General features: G+C 57.3%; 13 protein-coding genes. 5 read left to right on the top strand and 8 right to left on the bottom strand.

The window, feature by feature from the left end; all coding sequences use genetic code 11:
- The first annotated feature begins 185 nt into the window (after positions 1 to 185).
- From ROO76_07910 to ROO76_07900, 3 genes are all read left to right on the top strand, one after another.
- The gene (locus ROO76_07910) at positions 186 to 695 is read left to right on the top strand and encodes a (2Fe-2S)-binding protein (protein ID MDT8068078.1); all 510 of its coding nucleotides are present in this window, start codon (positions 186 to 188) and stop codon (positions 693 to 695) included.
- A complete protein-coding gene (locus tag ROO76_07905; GenBank protein MDT8068077.1) occupies positions 692 to 2809 on the top strand; it encodes a molybdopterin cofactor-binding domain-containing protein in 2118 nt (705 codons plus the stop codon). The genes ROO76_07910 and ROO76_07905 overlap by 4 nt, the downstream gene beginning before the upstream one ends.
- Positions 2810 to 3507: 698 nt before the next feature.
- Entirely contained in the window at positions 3508 to 5976 is a 2469-nt protein-coding gene (locus ROO76_07900; GenBank protein ID MDT8068076.1) for an NEW3 domain-containing protein, read from the top strand.
- A 69-nt stretch (positions 5977 to 6045) separates the two neighbouring features.
- On the opposite strand, the gene ROO76_07895 is transcribed toward ROO76_07900, so the two are convergent.
- Both ROO76_07895 and ROO76_07890 read right to left on the bottom strand, forming a co-directional pair.
- Complete coding sequence (locus tag ROO76_07895) at positions 6046 to 7839, bottom strand: hypothetical protein (protein ID MDT8068075.1); 1794 nt, start codon at positions 7837 to 7839, stop codon at positions 6046 to 6048.
- On the bottom strand, positions 7836 to 8702 hold the full coding sequence (locus tag ROO76_07890; protein MDT8068074.1) for a DsbA family protein: 867 nt from the start codon (positions 8700 to 8702) through the stop codon (positions 7836 to 7838). The genes ROO76_07895 and ROO76_07890 overlap by 4 nt, the downstream gene beginning before the upstream one ends.
- 717 nt (positions 8703 to 9419) lie before the next feature.
- Here ROO76_07890 and ROO76_07885 point away from each other — a divergent pair.
- Both ROO76_07885 and ROO76_07880 read left to right on the top strand, forming a co-directional pair.
- The gene (locus ROO76_07885; GenBank protein MDT8068073.1) at positions 9420 to 9848 is read left to right on the top strand and encodes a PilZ domain-containing protein; all 429 of its coding nucleotides are present in this window, start codon (positions 9420 to 9422) and stop codon (positions 9846 to 9848) included.
- A 208-nt stretch (positions 9849 to 10056) separates the two neighbouring features.
- The gene (locus ROO76_07880) at positions 10057 to 10464 is read left to right on the top strand and encodes a CoA-binding protein (GenBank protein ID MDT8068072.1); all 408 of its coding nucleotides are present in this window, start codon (positions 10057 to 10059) and stop codon (positions 10462 to 10464) included.
- 68 nt (positions 10465 to 10532) lie between these two features.
- On the opposite strand, the gene ROO76_07875 is transcribed toward ROO76_07880, so the two are convergent.
- The 6 genes from ROO76_07875 to cysK all read right to left on the bottom strand — a co-directional run.
- Entirely contained in the window at positions 10533 to 11900 is a 1368-nt protein-coding gene (locus ROO76_07875; GenBank protein ID MDT8068071.1) for a replication-associated recombination protein A, read from the bottom strand.
- Positions 11901 to 11981: 81 nt separating this feature from the next.
- On the bottom strand, positions 11982 to 12785 hold the full coding sequence (locus ROO76_07870; protein ID MDT8068070.1) for an RNA methyltransferase: 804 nt from the start codon (positions 12783 to 12785) through the stop codon (positions 11982 to 11984).
- Between the two features lie 111 nt (positions 12786 to 12896).
- On the bottom strand, positions 12897 to 13652 hold the full coding sequence (bshB1, locus tag ROO76_07865; GenBank protein ID MDT8068069.1) for a bacillithiol biosynthesis deacetylase BshB1: 756 nt from the start codon (positions 13650 to 13652) through the stop codon (positions 12897 to 12899).
- 32 nt (positions 13653 to 13684) lie between these two features.
- Positions 13685 to 14566 carry a polyprenyl synthetase family protein gene (locus ROO76_07860; GenBank protein MDT8068068.1) on the bottom strand — a complete coding sequence of 294 codons (882 nt, stop codon included), beginning with the start codon at positions 14564 to 14566 and terminating at the stop codon, positions 13685 to 13687.
- A gap of 142 nt (positions 14567 to 14708) precedes the next feature.
- The gene (locus ROO76_07855; protein MDT8068067.1) at positions 14709 to 15704 is read right to left on the bottom strand and encodes a hypothetical protein; all 996 of its coding nucleotides are present in this window, start codon (positions 15702 to 15704) and stop codon (positions 14709 to 14711) included.
- Between the two features lie 269 nt (positions 15705 to 15973).
- On the bottom strand, positions 15974 to 16897 hold a 924-nt coding region (cysK, locus tag ROO76_07850; protein MDT8068066.1), incomplete at its 5' end, for a cysteine synthase A.

Here is a 16897-nt window from a genome sequence, read left to right as displayed (position 1 = left end):
AAGTAAGTTTCTAGTGTTCAGCAACTTCCAGCCAAAATCATAAGTGGTACTTCCGCGGTTGGCTTGTAGCTTTTTCTTAGAGCGTGGCGCCGCTTTGCCCGGCCGGACACCCGAATGGCACCTTTGCGCTTACCGCAGCCTCGCACCCCTTACAGTTCTATAATCTCCCGATTGGAGCGTTAGCCATGATCCTCAGTATCAATGGCAAGGACCACCGCGTCGACGACAAATCCGCCGGCGAACCTCTTTTAGATGTCCTGCGCAATCATCTCCAACTGACTGGGACTAAGTACGGCTGCGGCGAAGGTCAATGCGGCGCCTGCACCGTGCTGCTCGATGGCACTCCCGTGAGGTCGTGCATCACGCCCGCCAGCGCTGCGGCGCAAAAGAAGATCACCACCATCGAAGGATTGGAGCGAAATGGCCAGCTTCACGCCGTGCAGGCTGCGTTCCTCAAACATGACGCCATGCAGTGCGGCTACTGCACCGCGGGCATGATCATGAGCGCCGTCGGCCTCCTTCGCAGCGACCCGAATCCCACCGACGCGCACATCGTTCGCTACATGAACGGCAACATCTGCCGCTGCGGAACCTATCCCAGAATCATTGCAGCCATCAAGGATGCATCTGCAACCCTTCGAAATTCGCATGAGACGGCGTCGGTGCCCGGGGAACCGGGAGGAGTGCGGCGATGAAAGATGAAACCTTGCTCCACGAAATTCGCCAGCACGAGATTGATGGCACGCTCCACTGGTTCGATATGGACCGTCGCGGATTTCTGCAACTGCTCGGTGGCGGTCTGGTCATCTGCGTCGCCGGGGCACGGGCCGTCGCGCAGGAATCCGGCCGCGCCTTCCGCGAACACGAACTTCCCAGGGACCTTGCCGCCTGGCTGCACATCGGCGAAGACGGCCGAATCACCGGGTTCACGGGCAAGGTGGAACTGGGCCAGAACATCCGCACCTCGCTCGCGCAGCAAATCGCCGAAGAGTTGCGGGTGCCAATAGCATCCGTGACGATGTTGATGGGCGACACCGCCCACGTTCCGTTCGATATGGGCACTTTTGGAAGCCGAACAACGCCCACCATGGCTCCGCAACTGCGTGCCGCTGCGGCGACCGCTCGCCAGGTACTGGTGCAGATGGCGGCCGATCGCTGGAAGGAAGATCCAAAACTGCTAACTGTCGCGGGCGGGCGAGTCACCAATCCGCGCACGAAACACACGCTCACCTACGGGGAACTGACCCGCGGCACGAAACTCGTCGAGACCATCGCCGCAGATCCGCCGGACAATGTTGATCCTGGCTATCAGTTCGTGGGCAAGCCGCTGACGAAAGTGAACGGCCGGGAAATTGTTACCGGAAAACATCTTTATCCCGCCGATATTTCGCGTCCAGGAATGCTCTACGGAATGGTCGTTCGTCCATCCGGTTTCGAAGCCAAGCTGAGCAAACTGGATTCCAAGGCCGCGGAGAAACTTGCCGGAGTGCAAGTCGTCCGCGACGGAGATTTCGTCGGAGTCGTAGCGCCCGACCTCGCATTAGCGAAACACGCCCTCGGCGCTATTAATGCCGAATGGAAGATTCCGGATCAGCCGTCGAACAAAACGCTCTTCGACTACCTGATGAAGAATCTCGACGCGACCCAGATGAGCGACGAGCATCTGGTCGGTTCGGTCGAGAACGCGATGCCCATCGCAGACATTAAGGTCGATCATACCTACACCGTTCAGTACATCGCGCATGCGCCGCTGGAACCGCGCGCAGCCGTCGCGGAGTGGAATGGCGATCACCTGACGGTTTGGACTGGAACGCAGCGGCCATTCGGGGTTCGCGACCAACTCGCGGACGCGTTCCGCCTCGATCCCTCGCACGTCCGCGTGCTCATGCCCGACATGGGTTCCGGCTACGGTGGCAAGCATCAGGGCGATGCGGCCATCGAAGCGGCTCGACTCGCCAAAGCGGCAGGCAAACCAGTTCGTGTCGTGTGGACGCGCGAGGAGGAATTTACGTGGGCGTATTTCCGTCCCGCCGGAATCATCACCGTGAATAGCGGCGTGCAGCGCGACGGAACGCTAGTCGCGTGGGACTTCCAGAACTACAATTCGGGACCTGCGGCGATGATTACTCCTTATGACGTTCCGAACCAACGGATCCAGTACCATCCTGCGAAGTCGCCGCTGCGGCAAGGCTCGTATCGCGGACTCGCCGCAACCGCGAACCACTTCGCGCGCGAGTCGCATATGGACGCAATTGCGCACGAGTTGCAGATGGATCCGCTGGAATTCCGTATCAAGAACCTCAAGGACGAGCGTTTGCGAGCGGTGTTCGAAGCCGCGGCGGAACGCTTCGGCTGGAGCAAGCAGAAACCGAGCGCAGAGCGAGCATTTGGTCTCGCGGGTGGAATCGAGAAGGGCGGTCGTGTAGCGACTTTCGTCGAGATCGCGACTGATCCCAGTACGAAAGGTTTCCGTCTTCTCCGCGTTGTTGAGGCGTTCGAGTGCGGTCGCGTCGTGAATCCGAACGGACTCGAGAACCAGATTATGGGGGCGATCATCCAGGGACTCGGGGGAGCACTCTTTGAGCAAGTGAAGTTTGCCGATGGAAAGATTCTAAACGCGAGCTTCAACGAATACCGTGTGCCCCGATTCGCCGACGTCCCACAGATTGAGATCATAATCATCGACCGGAAAGATCAGCCATCCGCCGGCGCCGGCGAGACTCCGATCGTCGGCATCGCACCAGCAATAGCGAACGCGGTCTTCGCGGCCAGCGGCGTGAGACCTTACAACTTGCCGATCGGGGGATAGCTGCGGGTACCTTTCAGAAAGTACCCACCCCTTGTTTTGCGAATCTCTGTTTTCAAATACTTACGGAAATTTCCCGTGTGGAGCTATGAAAACAAAGATGTTAAATCTAAAAACACCGACTCTTCTTTCTGATTCAATAATTTGCGCACGAAAAATGTGACTCCTGGTGCGTTATCGGACGTAAAACTCGCAATTCATGTTTCGCGATCAGAACTGACGGTCGAGATGGGATAAAGAACAACGGTCCCACCCTATCGCCCACAGCGGGCGATAAGGATAGCGCACGAAGCCGAGAGACAGAAAAGGCGTCCGCGCATGACGGACGCCTTTGTTTTTCTACTCTATTTTCAGAATAACAGATTGAGGGTGGGTACTGTGACATCCGGGCGAAAACTATATTTGCAGTGCTCTGAATATTTTGCGGCGAAAATGACAAATTCTGGCTCTTGACAAAGATTTTTCGAAAATCTGGAACAAGTCGTAAGTCGTTAAGAAGGTACAGGTGCTACCTGTACTTAATCTGTCCTCGTGACCAGTAGTTCTTGCACATCACAACACCTACTCTGGTTCTAACTCGTTCCTCACATTTTGGCCCCAGCAGGAGAGTACTCATGCATTTCTCAATGGGTACACCGGGCTCCGCAAGTCGAACTCTCTGCCCGCTTCGCCCCACGTATACCGGAAAGGAATCAGATCTCATGGTAAGGACCTCCCCCGGAACAAGAATCGGAATTCTCGTATTTGTATTGCTCTTATCGCTTACCAGCTTTGCCCAGAACCCAACCAGTGCGGTCAAGGAAAGCGCGAAAGCCGCGCAGATGCGGCAACTGAACAACAAGGTTTTGAACCTCCACGCCCAGATGCAGATGGCCACGAATCCGTCGAGCCGCAAACTGCTGCGCGGACAAGCCTTGCAAGTTCTAAAGACCCGGCAGACGGCGTTAGTTGCGCTCATGCAAGAAAACGCAAGAACCGCACTGACCTTCGCGTTTTCACCAGAAGTGCTGGAACAGCTGGGCACGAATTTTCCCGAATCGACAGCGCTCCTGGAAGAGCACGTGGCGATGATGGGCGGAGTCGAGCACTGGATTGCCGACTATCCAAATCATAAAGCTCAGTCACTTTACTTGATGAGATTGGGGCAGCAGCCATTGAGGCTGCACTTTGCCGGACCGGAACCGAGCCTCGGCGACAACAACGATGTGCTGGCGGTGACTGGCATTGTTATTGGTTACGACATGGCGGTTGAAAGCAGCAGTGTTGTCTCGAGTTCGCCATCCGCCAAAGTCGGAACGGAGCAACAGGGGACCACGATGCCGCTGATCGTACTCGGCGGCATGTTTCTGCCCTTCATAGGCGGCCTCCGTAGCTTGCGCCGCCTCCGTGAAGTGTCGAAACAGATTGTGGTATGCGTAGTTGTGGTGCTGTTCGTAACAGCGATTTCCACGAGCTATGCACAGAGCGCAAGTTGCGGCACGAGTGGCGCGCAGAACACGCTTGTTCTCCTGGTGAATCTGCCCAACGGCTCTTTGCCGTCCGGTGTTACTCAGTCTGCGATGCAGGATGTTTTCTTTGGAACGAATACCCCGGGGATTTCGCTGGACGGGTTCTTGCGAGAGGCGTCGTATGGCCAAACTTGGGCCACTGGTGACGTTGTCGGGCCTCTGAACCTGAGTGGAACTTATACCTCATGCTCAGACGTCAGCGGCGCAGTCCTTTCGGATGCACTGGCTGCCGCGCAAGCGGCCGGATACAACTCCAATAATTACAGCCGGGTCGTCTTGGTTTTTCCCGACATCCTTAGTTGCGGTTGGCAGGGGTTTGCATCAGTTGGTTGCGGCTACACCACGGGCGGAGTTAACTATAATTGGAGTCCATCGTTTATTTCTGCTGCGTATGCGACGCCTCGGTCGTCAGGCGTGCAACTCGCCTCGCATGAAATTGGTCACAACCTCGGGTTGTTGCACTCGGGCACGCTAGTTCCAGCAATAGCTACTGATGTGATAGGGCCCCTTTCTGCTCCGGGCACCGAGAACGATCTGGGCGACTACTGGACGACGATGAGTGGATCGCTCGGCCTGTACACGGCCCCCCAGAATGCAGAGACACTGGGCTGGGTTGCAAATAAAGTGCAGGCGGTGAACACCAGCGGAACGTATACAGTCCAACCTCTTGAAATTGGCACCTCCGGTATCCAGGCACTAAAGATCCAGCGCGGGAGCAACAACCCCGGATATTACCTGTGGGTTGAATATCGTCAGCCTGACAATGGTTACGATTCCACTTTGCTTGCGAGTGCTTATAGCGGTGCACTCATTCACTATGAGGAGCCAGGCCAAATGGGTAGTACGGCGCACAGCTATCTACCCAATTTCACTCCCAGCGTTACTACTGGTTACAACTCTCCGCTCGCCGCTGGCCAGACCTGGGCCGACCCGTATACCAATCTGTCGCTGTCAGTAGTGAGTGCGACTAGCGCTGGGCTCACGGTCAATGTCAATTATGGTGCCTCGTCCTGCACGTCGGCGAACCCGACGGTGACACTTTCACCGCTGGACCCGAGTATCTACCCGGGCAACAGCGCTGGCTACAACCTGTCGGTAACGAACAATGACTCCTCCGGATGTTCGCCCAGCACTTTCAGCTTGAGTTCAACGCAACCTTCGGGATGGCCGGTCAGTTTCTCTGCCGGATCCATCACAATCAGTCCGGGACAGTCGGGCTCGAGCACGATGACTGTAACAGGACCGTCCAGTACGTCGCCTGGGACCTACGCGGTGAATGCGGTTGCGGCGAATAATTCCCACTCCGGATCAGGTACCGCCAACATCACGGTCATAAGTGCGCCGTCCGTGAGTGTGAACGTTTCTGTATCTTCCTCCAGCTACACACGAAAAAGCACGGTTCCTATTACAGCCTCGGTGTTGAACGGCGGAACCCCAGCCGCCGGAGCGAGCGTTACGTTCACATTGATTACGGCTACAGGAAACAAGGTGACGCAGTCAGCGACTACCGGCTCTAAGGGGACGGCCACGTGGAACTATAAGCTGGGCCCGAAATCTCCCACGGGAACATATTCGGTCAGCGCTCAAGCCGTCTTGAGTTCGACGAGTTCGAGTCCTGCACAACCCGTGAGCAGCAATACCGTGAGTTTCACGGTTCACTAAGGACATACACTAAACAAAGAAGGCGCCCCCAGATCGGGGGCGCCTGAAAGAATCAGACTGGCAGACTATTTACTGACCAGCGACCGGGCACTCATTCAGATCACAGATCGGGCATCTGGCTGTGCCAAATCCATATGTTCCATTGATCCGCGCATCGGGGTTGTAGTTTGCGCCATTAGGATTGGTGTTTTGGAACTGCGTCAGAGTTCCAACCGAAGGCGTTGCCGACGAGATGGTGACCAGATCGTCGAAGTAGTAACGGCCCGCTCCGGTACCGCCGTTGATCGTTTCGTCAACTGCGGTTGGGTTATAGGTATACGGACCGTAGGGGACGCAAGTTGGGCTATTTGTGGTTCCCGGACCCAAGGTGATGCCGCTCTTCACGACCGTTCCGTTTGTGCCATTCGTGATAGCGACAGAGTTCGGATAATCCGTCAACGCGATGCCAGTGACCTGGCTTGGACCGGTGTTGCAGACTTGTCCACCGTAACTGACCTGAACGGCTGCGGAAGTCGTGAGACTGGTCGAGCAGGATTTGCTCACCGTTAGTGTCGAGTTCGCCTGCGCGGTACATGTTGTCGAGGCGGTGTTGGTGGACTGCAGGGTCTGTGAACCGTTCGGTGTCTCGGCTGCGATTGCGTACGCCTGATCCGACTGAGATGTCGCACTGCTCGTTGACGAATCGCTCCAAGTACCAGTTTCACCCGGCCCCAATGTACTTGTACCGAAATTGGGAGAGTTAACATTGTTCACAACGGTATTGTTGGTAACGCTGATGGGGGAATTACCCGTTGGAGTGCACGTGTTGTTCGGACCGTTGATGCAGTCCTGCACCGCAACGTTGTACAAGTTTCCGATACCTGTGTTTGTGACAACACCGTTCACCGGATAGACGAAAGACGTGCCATCTGAGCTAACTCCAGTGGTGCCGCAATTCTTTGTAATGCTCATGCCGCATACGGGAAACCCGCCCAGCAGGAAGTCCTTGAGGACAGCGGTCGGCGATTGCGAGGATCGCGTTTCCTCCAGGAAACTGGCGAAGCACGGTTGTGAGCCACCAGGGAACAGCGAGGTAATATCTACCCCGCCCTCAAAGAACAGAGGCGAAGCAATAGAGCCGCTACTGTAACTCGCCCAGCTAGCGGATACGGTGCTGCCGTTGGTGACGCCGCAAGCAGCCGCCGAGCCGCAGACGCTAGACGAGTTAAACAGTTGACGCAGGTGGGCGGCTGCGCAGTCTCCATTCTGCGGGTTCTTTACCCCAGAGGAACATGAACTATCCCACTTGTATACTGCGACAGTGGAGGTGCCGCCGCCGCCGGTGAATGCCGAGAGGACCAGAACGTCGCCGTTGACATGGTGGGCCACATTGGTGGTTCCGCAGACGACAAAGTTGCCCGTGTTGCCGGTGCACACCGACTCTTGGAAGAACCAGATTCCGATGTTCGCATCGCCATTTGGAGACAAACGGTCAGCGCCGAAAATCACGTCGAAATCGCTAATGTTATATGCTGCGGCGTAGCCAGCCAACAGCGTATCTTTGTTGGGGGTCGGGCCGCCTGACCATGCCCACTGGTTCAGGTCATTGGGGTCCTTAGAACCGCCACCAGTGAAGCTTTCGGTGGTCGCAGTTCCGAGGACAAACGAGTTGATGGCGGAATGCCCGCGGCCAGTTCCCGAAGAACCGCTCTGGTTAATCAGGTCCCAATAGTCGCAGGGAGTTCCATAAACGCAAGTTAAGTTGTCGTTGGCTGGGTCACCATTGAGCTGGAAGATCGTGGCCGGCGCCTGAGCCATAGCCGAGACGGTCCACAGCAAAACGGCGACCAGCAGACAGCGTGTGATGATTCGTGTTGTAGTCATCTGGGATTCTCCTTTGAAATCTTCTTGTCAGCAACAAGCTTGGGTGTGGCCGGGGGGCCGGAGTTCTTTAGCGGTGAGTCCCCTGACAAGGGCCCGGCGCGGAGTGCGTGTTCAATGGCATCCGCAAGAACAGCAGAAGGAATGGCCCCATGCAGTTTTTCGAGACCGATAAACAGTGTTGGAACAGCAGTGACGTTGAGCGCCTTGAGGTAGGTGTATGACTCCTTCAACACCGCGTCTGATTGTGCTGAGAGGCAGCTTTGTAGAGTAGTGGTTCCCAGTGCCCACCTGCTCGCCACATCCATCGCGAGCTTATCGAGTGCCACGTCGGCATCGGTCCCGAGCCTGGTCTGGTTGGCGTGTACGTAGTCAGAGAACTCCCAGTAGGCATCGGCGTTTTGCGCCGCCAGGCAATCGGCATCGACCGCGGCATGTTTCGCCCAGGGATGGATGGTGGTGTTTGCAACAGGCTGGATCACCACTCTGACGCGATCCCCGTACTTCTTCATCACTTCGCCGAACAGAGTGCTGTACATCTTTGCGCAATACGGGCACTGGAAGTCATCGAAGAAAACGATGGTGACCTTGGCGCTGTGAGCACCGCGTTCGGGAAGGCCCGAGTTCGCGATGCGATCTAGGACTTCGGCAGCGGACTCTGCCGGGAGAGGATTTGTCGCCTTCGGGGGCGGCGCAGCGTTTTGCGATCCAGCCGGCGCGGCGTTTCCGACCTGCTGTGCCTGCAAGCATGGAGGGGTGACTCCGAGTGCTCCGAAGATGATGGAGGCAACGAGCAGAGCCACAGCGAAATGGCGCGCGCTGAGAGGCGCGAGGGTGTGCGGGAACGGGTTCGATTCACAAGGCATGTTCGGTTTCCTGAAGGATCAGTTTCTAAAAGAGTTCGTTCTGACGTTCGCCTACCTGGGAGTTCGTCCGAAAAGTGCTCAGCCGAAATCGTCAAGACCAATGAACTGTACGGCGCGAGGGTCTGGGGAAACAGAGCGTGGTGCGGAATCCGAAGGAGCGCTCGGTTTCCAACTGCGCTTGCGAGGTTTGCCGCGGGGGAGGGTTGGCCAGAGGTCGCAGACGATCGCGACGCTAAACCTTTTTCTTCCGGGGGAGGCTTACTTGCTGCCAACGGGGGAGATTCAGGCGAGTTTAGCGGTATTTCTGGAGTAAACAATTCGTCGAAAGGTGATATTGAAGGTTCCTTTCGACGCAGGTCAGCCTACATCGTTCGGTGGGGTCGAATACTTGAACTTTAGGATGCTGTGCCGACTACATCGTTCGTATTAACAGGGGCGTCCGAAAGTACGGACCAACGACATGGTTTACTGCTACAAAGAAACTTACTTTCTAAGTGCGGTGGCGCGGTTTGCGTGTTGCCATCGAAACCCAACTTGGGAACCTTCCCAACTCGGCTCGTTTTGTGACGATTCTCACACGCGTTTGTAATTTTCGACCTAGGTGTCCGGTACTACTCACCTTAGGATGCGATCAGGCCCAGGCTGCAGAAGCAGCACCCGTCACGGCGATAGTGGCTGTGAGGGCCCCAAAATGAGAGCGAGTCCAGGAGGCTTGCCGTGTTGGATGTGCGAAATATGGGGGCCAGGATCAGGAATCGCCTGTTCTCCCCCGTACAGGCAGATGTTGCAGGATCGAAGGAATCGTTAGAGAGTTACGTTTCACGAGACGACCGTCGGCGCAGCCCGCGGATCGAACTGGAAATGCTGCTGACCGCAACACGCGCGAACGGTGAACGTTACCAGGGATATTGCCGCAACCTCAGCCGCGAAGGCGCCGCAGCCCTGGTTTGGGGCGAACTCCAGACTGGTGAGCAAGTACAACTCGCTTATCGTCCGCTGGGCGGCGAGAGCGAGGAAGTGGTCGTGCCGGCCGTCGTGCGACAGTCGACTGGGTATCGCTATGGCTTTGAATTTGCCGTCGCCAATGAGAAAGAGTTGAGCTCTCTCCTGGTCGAGAGTTGCCGACTCGCGTGTTGCCCGGCGTAGCTGGATTCGCCGAAAATCCCACGAAGCGCAAGGTTCCAAGGTCGATGGTACGCTGCTCTTCGGGGCTTTTCGTTTGGAAACACCCGCCCCCAGTTCCGGCGAATAATTCTTTTCCTCGAAACTTTCTGGTAGTTTCTATCTTCTAACTCTAGGCGGCCTTCCGCGTTCGGAAGGGAAGGTCCACGCTGAGGGGAACCAGTCACTCTTCATGTCGGACCAACGGATCAGGCAGATACTGCAAGACGCGAAAACCATCGCAGTGGTAGGAATGGCGAACAGTCCGCTGCGGCCTAGCTATGGCGTTGCCGAATACATGCAACGGCAGGGCTACAGGATCATCCCGGTGAACCCAACCATCGAACAGTCGCTCGGGGAAAAGTCATACAGGTCGCTGCGAGACATTCCGAGCGACATCAAGATAGATATCGTCGACGTATTCCGCCGTCCCGATGCGGTTCCCGACCTGGTGGACACGGTGATCGCCTTAAAACTGCCCGCCCTATGGCTACAGGAAACGGTAGTTAACGAAGCCGCCGCCGAGAAAGCCCGGCAGGCCGGGATCTTCGTTGTCATGGACAAGTGCATCCTGAAATATCACCGTAGACTGCTGCGATAGTAAGAATGTCGAAATGACGAATGTCAGAATGGCGAATGTGAACCAAAGCATTCGTCTTCGAAATTTCGTCATTCGTCACTTGTTTTCTCGCTCTTCCGCCTCTGCGCCTTCAACTTTCTGATCTCCTGCAGTCGCTGCCGGATACGCGCCTCGACTCCCTCGGCACCAGGATGGTAATAAATGCGGCCCTTGAGATTGTCAGGCAGGCACTGCATGTCCGCGACCTTCTCTTCGAGGTTATGCGCGTATTGATAGCCGGCGCCGTAGCCCATTCCTTTCATCAGGCTTGTCGGGGCATTACGAAGATGCAGCGGCACCGGATCGGCGGCGGTCTGCTCGACATCGCGCCGGACCTCGCCGTACGCCGTGTATAGCGCATTCGATTTCGGCGCGACGGCGAGATAAACGACCGCCTCTGCGAGCGCGAGATTACCCTCTGGCATGCCGATGAAATCTACGGCGTCGCGCGCAGCGACGGCGATTTCAAGTGCTCGCGGGTCCGCCAGTCCAACGTCTTCCACGGCCATGCGAACAATGCGTCGCGCAAGATACAGCGGATCTTCGCCGGACTCAATCATCCGTCCCAGCCAGTACAGCGACGCATCGGGATCGCTGTTGCGGACCGACTTGTGCATCGCCGAGATCAGGTTATAGTGCTCCTCGCCGGTTTTGTCGTAGCGGAGCACGCGCTTCTGCAGTGCATCCTGCACTATGGCGTTTGTAATGAGCCCACCGTTCGCCCCGCCGTTGGCTTCGGTCGCCAGCGTCGAGGCGATCTCGAGGACGTTGTACGCACTGCGGGCGTCGCCGCTGGCGTAAGCGGCGACCCGTGCAAGTGCATCGTCCTCGGCGCGAAGCTCCAGCCACCCCAGTCCGCGATCTTTGTCGGCGAGCGCGCGGCGGAGCAGTTCCACGATCTGCTCTTCCGTCAGTTGATTAAGCGTGTAAACGCGGCAGCGGGATAGCAGCGCGGAGATGATTTCGAACGACGGGTTCTCTGTCGTCGCGCCGATCAGCCGGATGTTTCCGCGCTCAACGTGCGGCAGGAACGCGTCCTGCTGCGCTTTATTGAAACGGTGAATTTCGTCCACGAAGACGATCGTGCGCGTGCCATATTGTCGTGCCCGCTCGGCGTCGGCCATCACCTGCTTAATTTCCTTAATGCCGGAGAGCACAGCTGAGAACTCGATGAAGTCAGCCCGGGTACGCTTGGCAATGATCTGTGCCAGCGTGGTTTTGCCCACGCCGGGTGGCCCCCAGAAGATGATGGAACCGGTATCGTCGCGCTCAATTTGCACCCGTAACGGTTTGCCCGGCGCGAGAATATGCTCCTGCCCAACAAACTCGTCGAGATTGCGCGGACGCATGCGATCCGCCAGCGGTCGTGAGCGATCAACAGGAGCATCAGGATCCGGGATGGCATTGAAGAGACTCACGTCGGTATTGTTTCACGACCGGGAGAAAGAAACCACGAAGGCACGAAGGTAGGTGGGCTTAAAACGCAAGAATATCGAGGGTTATTTCCTCTGCCTCGCACACTCATATAGCACCACCGACGCCGCGATTCCCGCGTTCAGCGACTCCACTTTCTCCGAGTGCGGTATACCGATGACCTGGTCGGCTTCCTTCAGCAGTTCGCGAGGAACCCCGGCCCCTTCGTTCCCGAAGAGGATTGCCAGCGGACCACGCAGATCGAGTTCGGGCAGAGGAACGCTCTTGTGCGAAGACGTGGCGAGTATACGGATGCCGCGTTCGCGCAAAGCGGAAACAGTTGCGGCGCCTTCGACCTTCGCAACAGGGAAGCGGAAGATTGATCCTGCCGAGCCGCGCACGACCTTCGGGTTATAAGGATTTACAGTCCCTTCGGCTGCCACCAGTCCGGTAGCGCCGAACGCTTCGGCGGAGCGGATGATTGTTCCGAGATTCCCGGGATCCTGAATTCCGGCGGCAACGACAATCAGCGGCTCAATTACGCGCAGCAGATCGTCCAGCGAGTGCTGCTTCACTCGAACCAGCGCGGCGATTCCCTGGGGCGATTCCGAGGTGACAGCGCTGCGGAAAACGTCGTCCGAGAGGAGGAGGGTTTCCGTGTGGCTGCCGATTTGCGGCAACAGCTTATTCGCCCGCTCGCGAGCGGATTCGGCGACGAACAGGGCACTGATCCGGACGCTGCTCCGGATGGCGTCTTCAACAGCTTTTACTCCCTCGACGGCGCAGTCGCCCTGGGCAGTCAACTCGCCGTGGTGAAACGCACCGCGAAGGTCCTTAACGAAACTGTTCTGGCGGCTGGAAACGAGGCGAAGTCGAACGGTGTCGTGCATGGTCGGAGAACATCATACCTGTTCGGCGACGCATGGTTGCAATCGCCTTCAGATCCTCATTCTGTTGCTTTTACGTTCTTCGGTTACGCGATTTTCGGTTCTTCGGTTCCGTCAGATGCTTTTCACCGGGATTGCCAACAGATCGTCCACCACCCCAACTTCTTTCTGAATGAACGGCTCGGCATACTTCACGCCTGCGAGCATGCCGTAGAAACTCGCCATGGTCTCGAGCCGCAGCCGGATCTCTTCCTTGAGAGGGAAGTTCTTCGACCCCGCCTCCTGGTTCTCGTACTGCGACTTGTAGGCCATCAGCGCCTGGAACCGCGCCTCGAAGTGTTCTGTGATATCGACCACGAACGTCGGCCGAATGTCGTAGTAGAGCGATGCATAGACGATCTTGTAAGGCCGGTGTGGAATCAGGTGCGAAATGGCATCCAGATCGTCAGGCTCCGTCCAGCCCTGTGTCTTGCCGAGCTTCGATAATCCCGCCTGGAAACACGCCTCGTACCCCAGCGTCGAACACGTGTAATGATCCGGATGCCGTCCCTGCCAGTAGGGAAGTATTACGACCCGCGGCCGCCGCTCGCGAATGACACGCGCAACCTTCAACCGATTCTCCCACGTGTTCTCCACGCGACCGTCCGGAATATCGAGCGCACCGCGCCACGAGACCTTCAGGATGCGTGCCGCTTCCTCCGCTTCACGGGCGCGATCATCGGCCGTTCCGCGCGAGCCCATCTCTCCCTGCGTGAGATCGAGAATGCCCGTGCGATGCCCCAGCGCCGCCATCTTCAGCAGCGTTCCGCCACACGTCTGCTCCACGTCATCGCGGTGCGCGGCTATCGCGAGGATGTCAACAGTTTCCATAGAAGCGGCCACCACAGAGACACAGAGAACTCTTACTTCTTTCTCTCCACTAAATATCTCGCAATCGCCTTCAACGTATCCGCTCTTGCCCCGAAGCTGTCCAGCGCATTACTGCCGACCGTGATCAGATTCATCGCCATCTTCTCCGAGGCTTCTAGTCCGTAGAGCGAGGGATAGGTGACCTTTTCGGCGTTAGCATCTTTGCCGGCGGTCTTGCCCAGTTGTTCACTGGTCTGCGTCATGTCGAGAATGTCGTCGGCGATCTGGAAAGCTAGTCCCGAGGCGCGCCCGAATTCGCGCACGCGCTGAAGTTCAACGGCGGTTGCGCCCGCGTAGTAGCAGCCGGTCACGAGCGAGGCAGTGATCAGCGCCCCGGTCTTCGAGCGATGGATGTACTCGAGCGTCTTCGCGTCGGGCTTAGTGTGCTCGGCCTCGAGATCCATCACCTGCCCGCCGATCATCCCCTCGATCGTTCCGGTCCCATGCGCCAATTCCTCGACGATGCGCACCTTGGCTTCCGCCGGACACTTCAGCTTTGCCAGCACTTCGTACGCGTACGTCTGCAGTGCGTCGCCGGCGAGAATCGCCGTGGCTTCGCCAAAAGCAACGTGGCAGGTCGGCCGTCCGCGACGCAGATCGTCGTTGTCGAGCGCGGGGAGGTCGTCGTGGATGAGCGAGTAGGTGTGCAGCATCTCGATCGCCGCGCCCAGTTCCTCGACGCCCTCGGGAAGCTTTCCGGCGACCATGCGCGCCGCTTCCATGCACAGAATGGGCCGCAGCCGCTTGCCGCCTGCAAAAACGCTGTGCCGCATGGCCTGGTGAATCTTCGGTGGATAAACGTTCGGGCCGGGCAGCAGACGCTCCAGCGCCGCGTCCGCAGCCTGCTGACCCTGGATAAGAGTGTCTTTCAGCATGAAAGAGCGAGTATAACGAACCGAGCGACAAAGGCGGAAGGATTAACGGAGAGGCCGCGAAGATTGAAAACAATCGCGCCATCGGGTCCTTGAGAGATGCTTCGCCAATGATCCGATGGCACGATGGTCGATGGCTCGGCTTTTACCAGTACGTGAGCTTTACCTTATCCAGCCACGTATCGTAGTCGGTCATGTACTTGTTGCCGTCCATCTGGAACGCGACATTGATCTCGTTCGCCGAACTGCTCTTCGGCGCGTACGACCGGTTGACGTAGTGCTTCACTCCGTCCAGCGTCACGGCCACAAAGTGCACGTAGCCGCCGCTGGTGCGCTGAAACTCCCAGATGAGGTGGTGCCATTTGTAGGCCGTCGGCTTGGGGCAACCGATTCCCGTGTTTACCCAGCGCAGGCTTGCAGAATAGACCATCCAGACGCGGGCCGCGGTACACTCCGTGCCAAAGATGTATTTCTTTCCGTTAACCGACTGGTTGACGTCGAATTCCAACGCCTGCGCCGCCGACGGGTTCTTCAGGTAGAAATAGAGATCGTAGGTGAAGTTATGCGCGCTGCTATTGGCACCCAGCTGCTTCCACCACAGTGCATTCGCGTAAGGTGTGCTTCCGCCGATATGGAACTTGCTCGAGTTGCCGTCCATTGACGGAGAAGAGATGTAGAGTGTTTGACTGTAGTAAGCGATGGGCCCGCTGCCGCCGGAGCCTGCGCATGCGGAACAACTCGACCAGGAACTCATCTGGTCGATATTGGAATACGTCTTCGTGCTGGTTGAACTTGTTGTGGTACTGCTGACCGTAACATAGATTGCCTTCGAGAACTGGGAGCCGGAACTGTCCTTGGCCTGCACAACGATTCGGTGGCTACCGCTTCCCGCGCTGACATATTTGTCGATGCTGCCGCCGGAAACGCCAGCAATCTTTTTTCCATCAAGGTAGAGATTCGTGTACTGAATAGAGGTGGACGAGCTTGCCTGTGCGTGAACGTGGATGGGCGAGGAAACGGTGGACCCGCTGCTCGGTGAATAGTAAGTGATAGATCCCGCCATGGCCGTTCCGCAGGCAAGCATTGTCAGGACAGTCGCGCGCGTGATCGTGCGTATCGTGCGGGGGAACAACAAAAACATTCGCGATACTCCAGGGGATTTGATTTTCGCCGCGCTCGCGACTGAAACTTCAGCTCACGAACGTCGACCGGCCAACTTAAACCGCCCATCAACTCCGCCTCAAGCACAAAGTGAGCTGGACGCAGATTTTCGTATTGAGAGTACTAAGTGAGGACTATGCGGGCGGGTGAGAGAACAGGGCGAGAAAATTGTTTGTAAACCGCATAAATGCAAATGCGGGAGCAAAGTTGCTCCCGCATCGTTGGTCCGATGTCCCGTGGAAACTGCCGCTAAGCAGGCACTGCCACGGTTTCCATTTCCATTGCTTCTTTTCGCAAATTCTCGAACAGAACCGTACTCAGGTACCGTTCGCCGAAGCTCGGTATTACGACGACGATCAGCTTCCCTTTATTCTCCGGCCTGCTTGCGACTTTTAACGCGGCGTGTACCGCCGCTCCCGATGATATTCCTACGAGCAGTCCTTCCTCGCGCGGCAACCGCCGAGCCATTTCGATCGCCTCGTCGTTCGTGACCGTCACAACTTCGTCGATCAGCTTCGTCTCCAGGATCGCCGGTATGAAGCCCGCACCGAGTCCCTGTATCTTGTGTGGCGAAGGTTTTCCGCCGCTCAGTACCGCGCTGTCAGTGGGCTCCACGGCAACAATCTTGAAGCCCGGCTTCTTCGGCTTGATGTACTCGCCAACGCCGGTCAGGGTTCCGCCGGTGCCCACGCCGGCGACGAGAATGTCAATTTTCCCGTCGGTGTCGTTCCAAATCTCCGGACCGGTCGTTTCGAAATGAATCTTCGGATTCGCCGGATTGTTGAACTGTTGCAACATGTAAGCGTTCGGCGTGTCGCGCACAATTTCTTCTGCCTTGGCAATCGCCGCCTTCATGCCTTTCGGTCCCGGCGTCAGGATCACCTCCGCGCCAAACGCGCGCAGAAGGATTCGCCGTTCCTGGCTCATCGTGTCCGGCATCACGATAACCAGTCTGTATCCCTTCACCGCTGCCGCAAACGCCAGCGCGATTCCCGTGTTGCCGCTCGTCGGTTCCACCAGCACGGTCTTCCCCGGCGAGATTCTCCCCGCTTTCTCCGCATCTTCAATCATGCTCACACCGATGCGATCCTTAACCGAGCTGAGCGGATTCTGGCTCTCCAATTTTGCGACCACCGTCGCATCGATACCCTTCGTAACGCGATTCAGCCGCAC

Source organism: Terriglobia bacterium, assembly GCA_032252755.1.
Classification (GTDB): Bacteria; Acidobacteriota; Terriglobia; order Terriglobales; family Acidobacteriaceae; genus JAVUPY01.
This window is presented reverse-complemented; position numbering and strand designations above follow the sequence as displayed.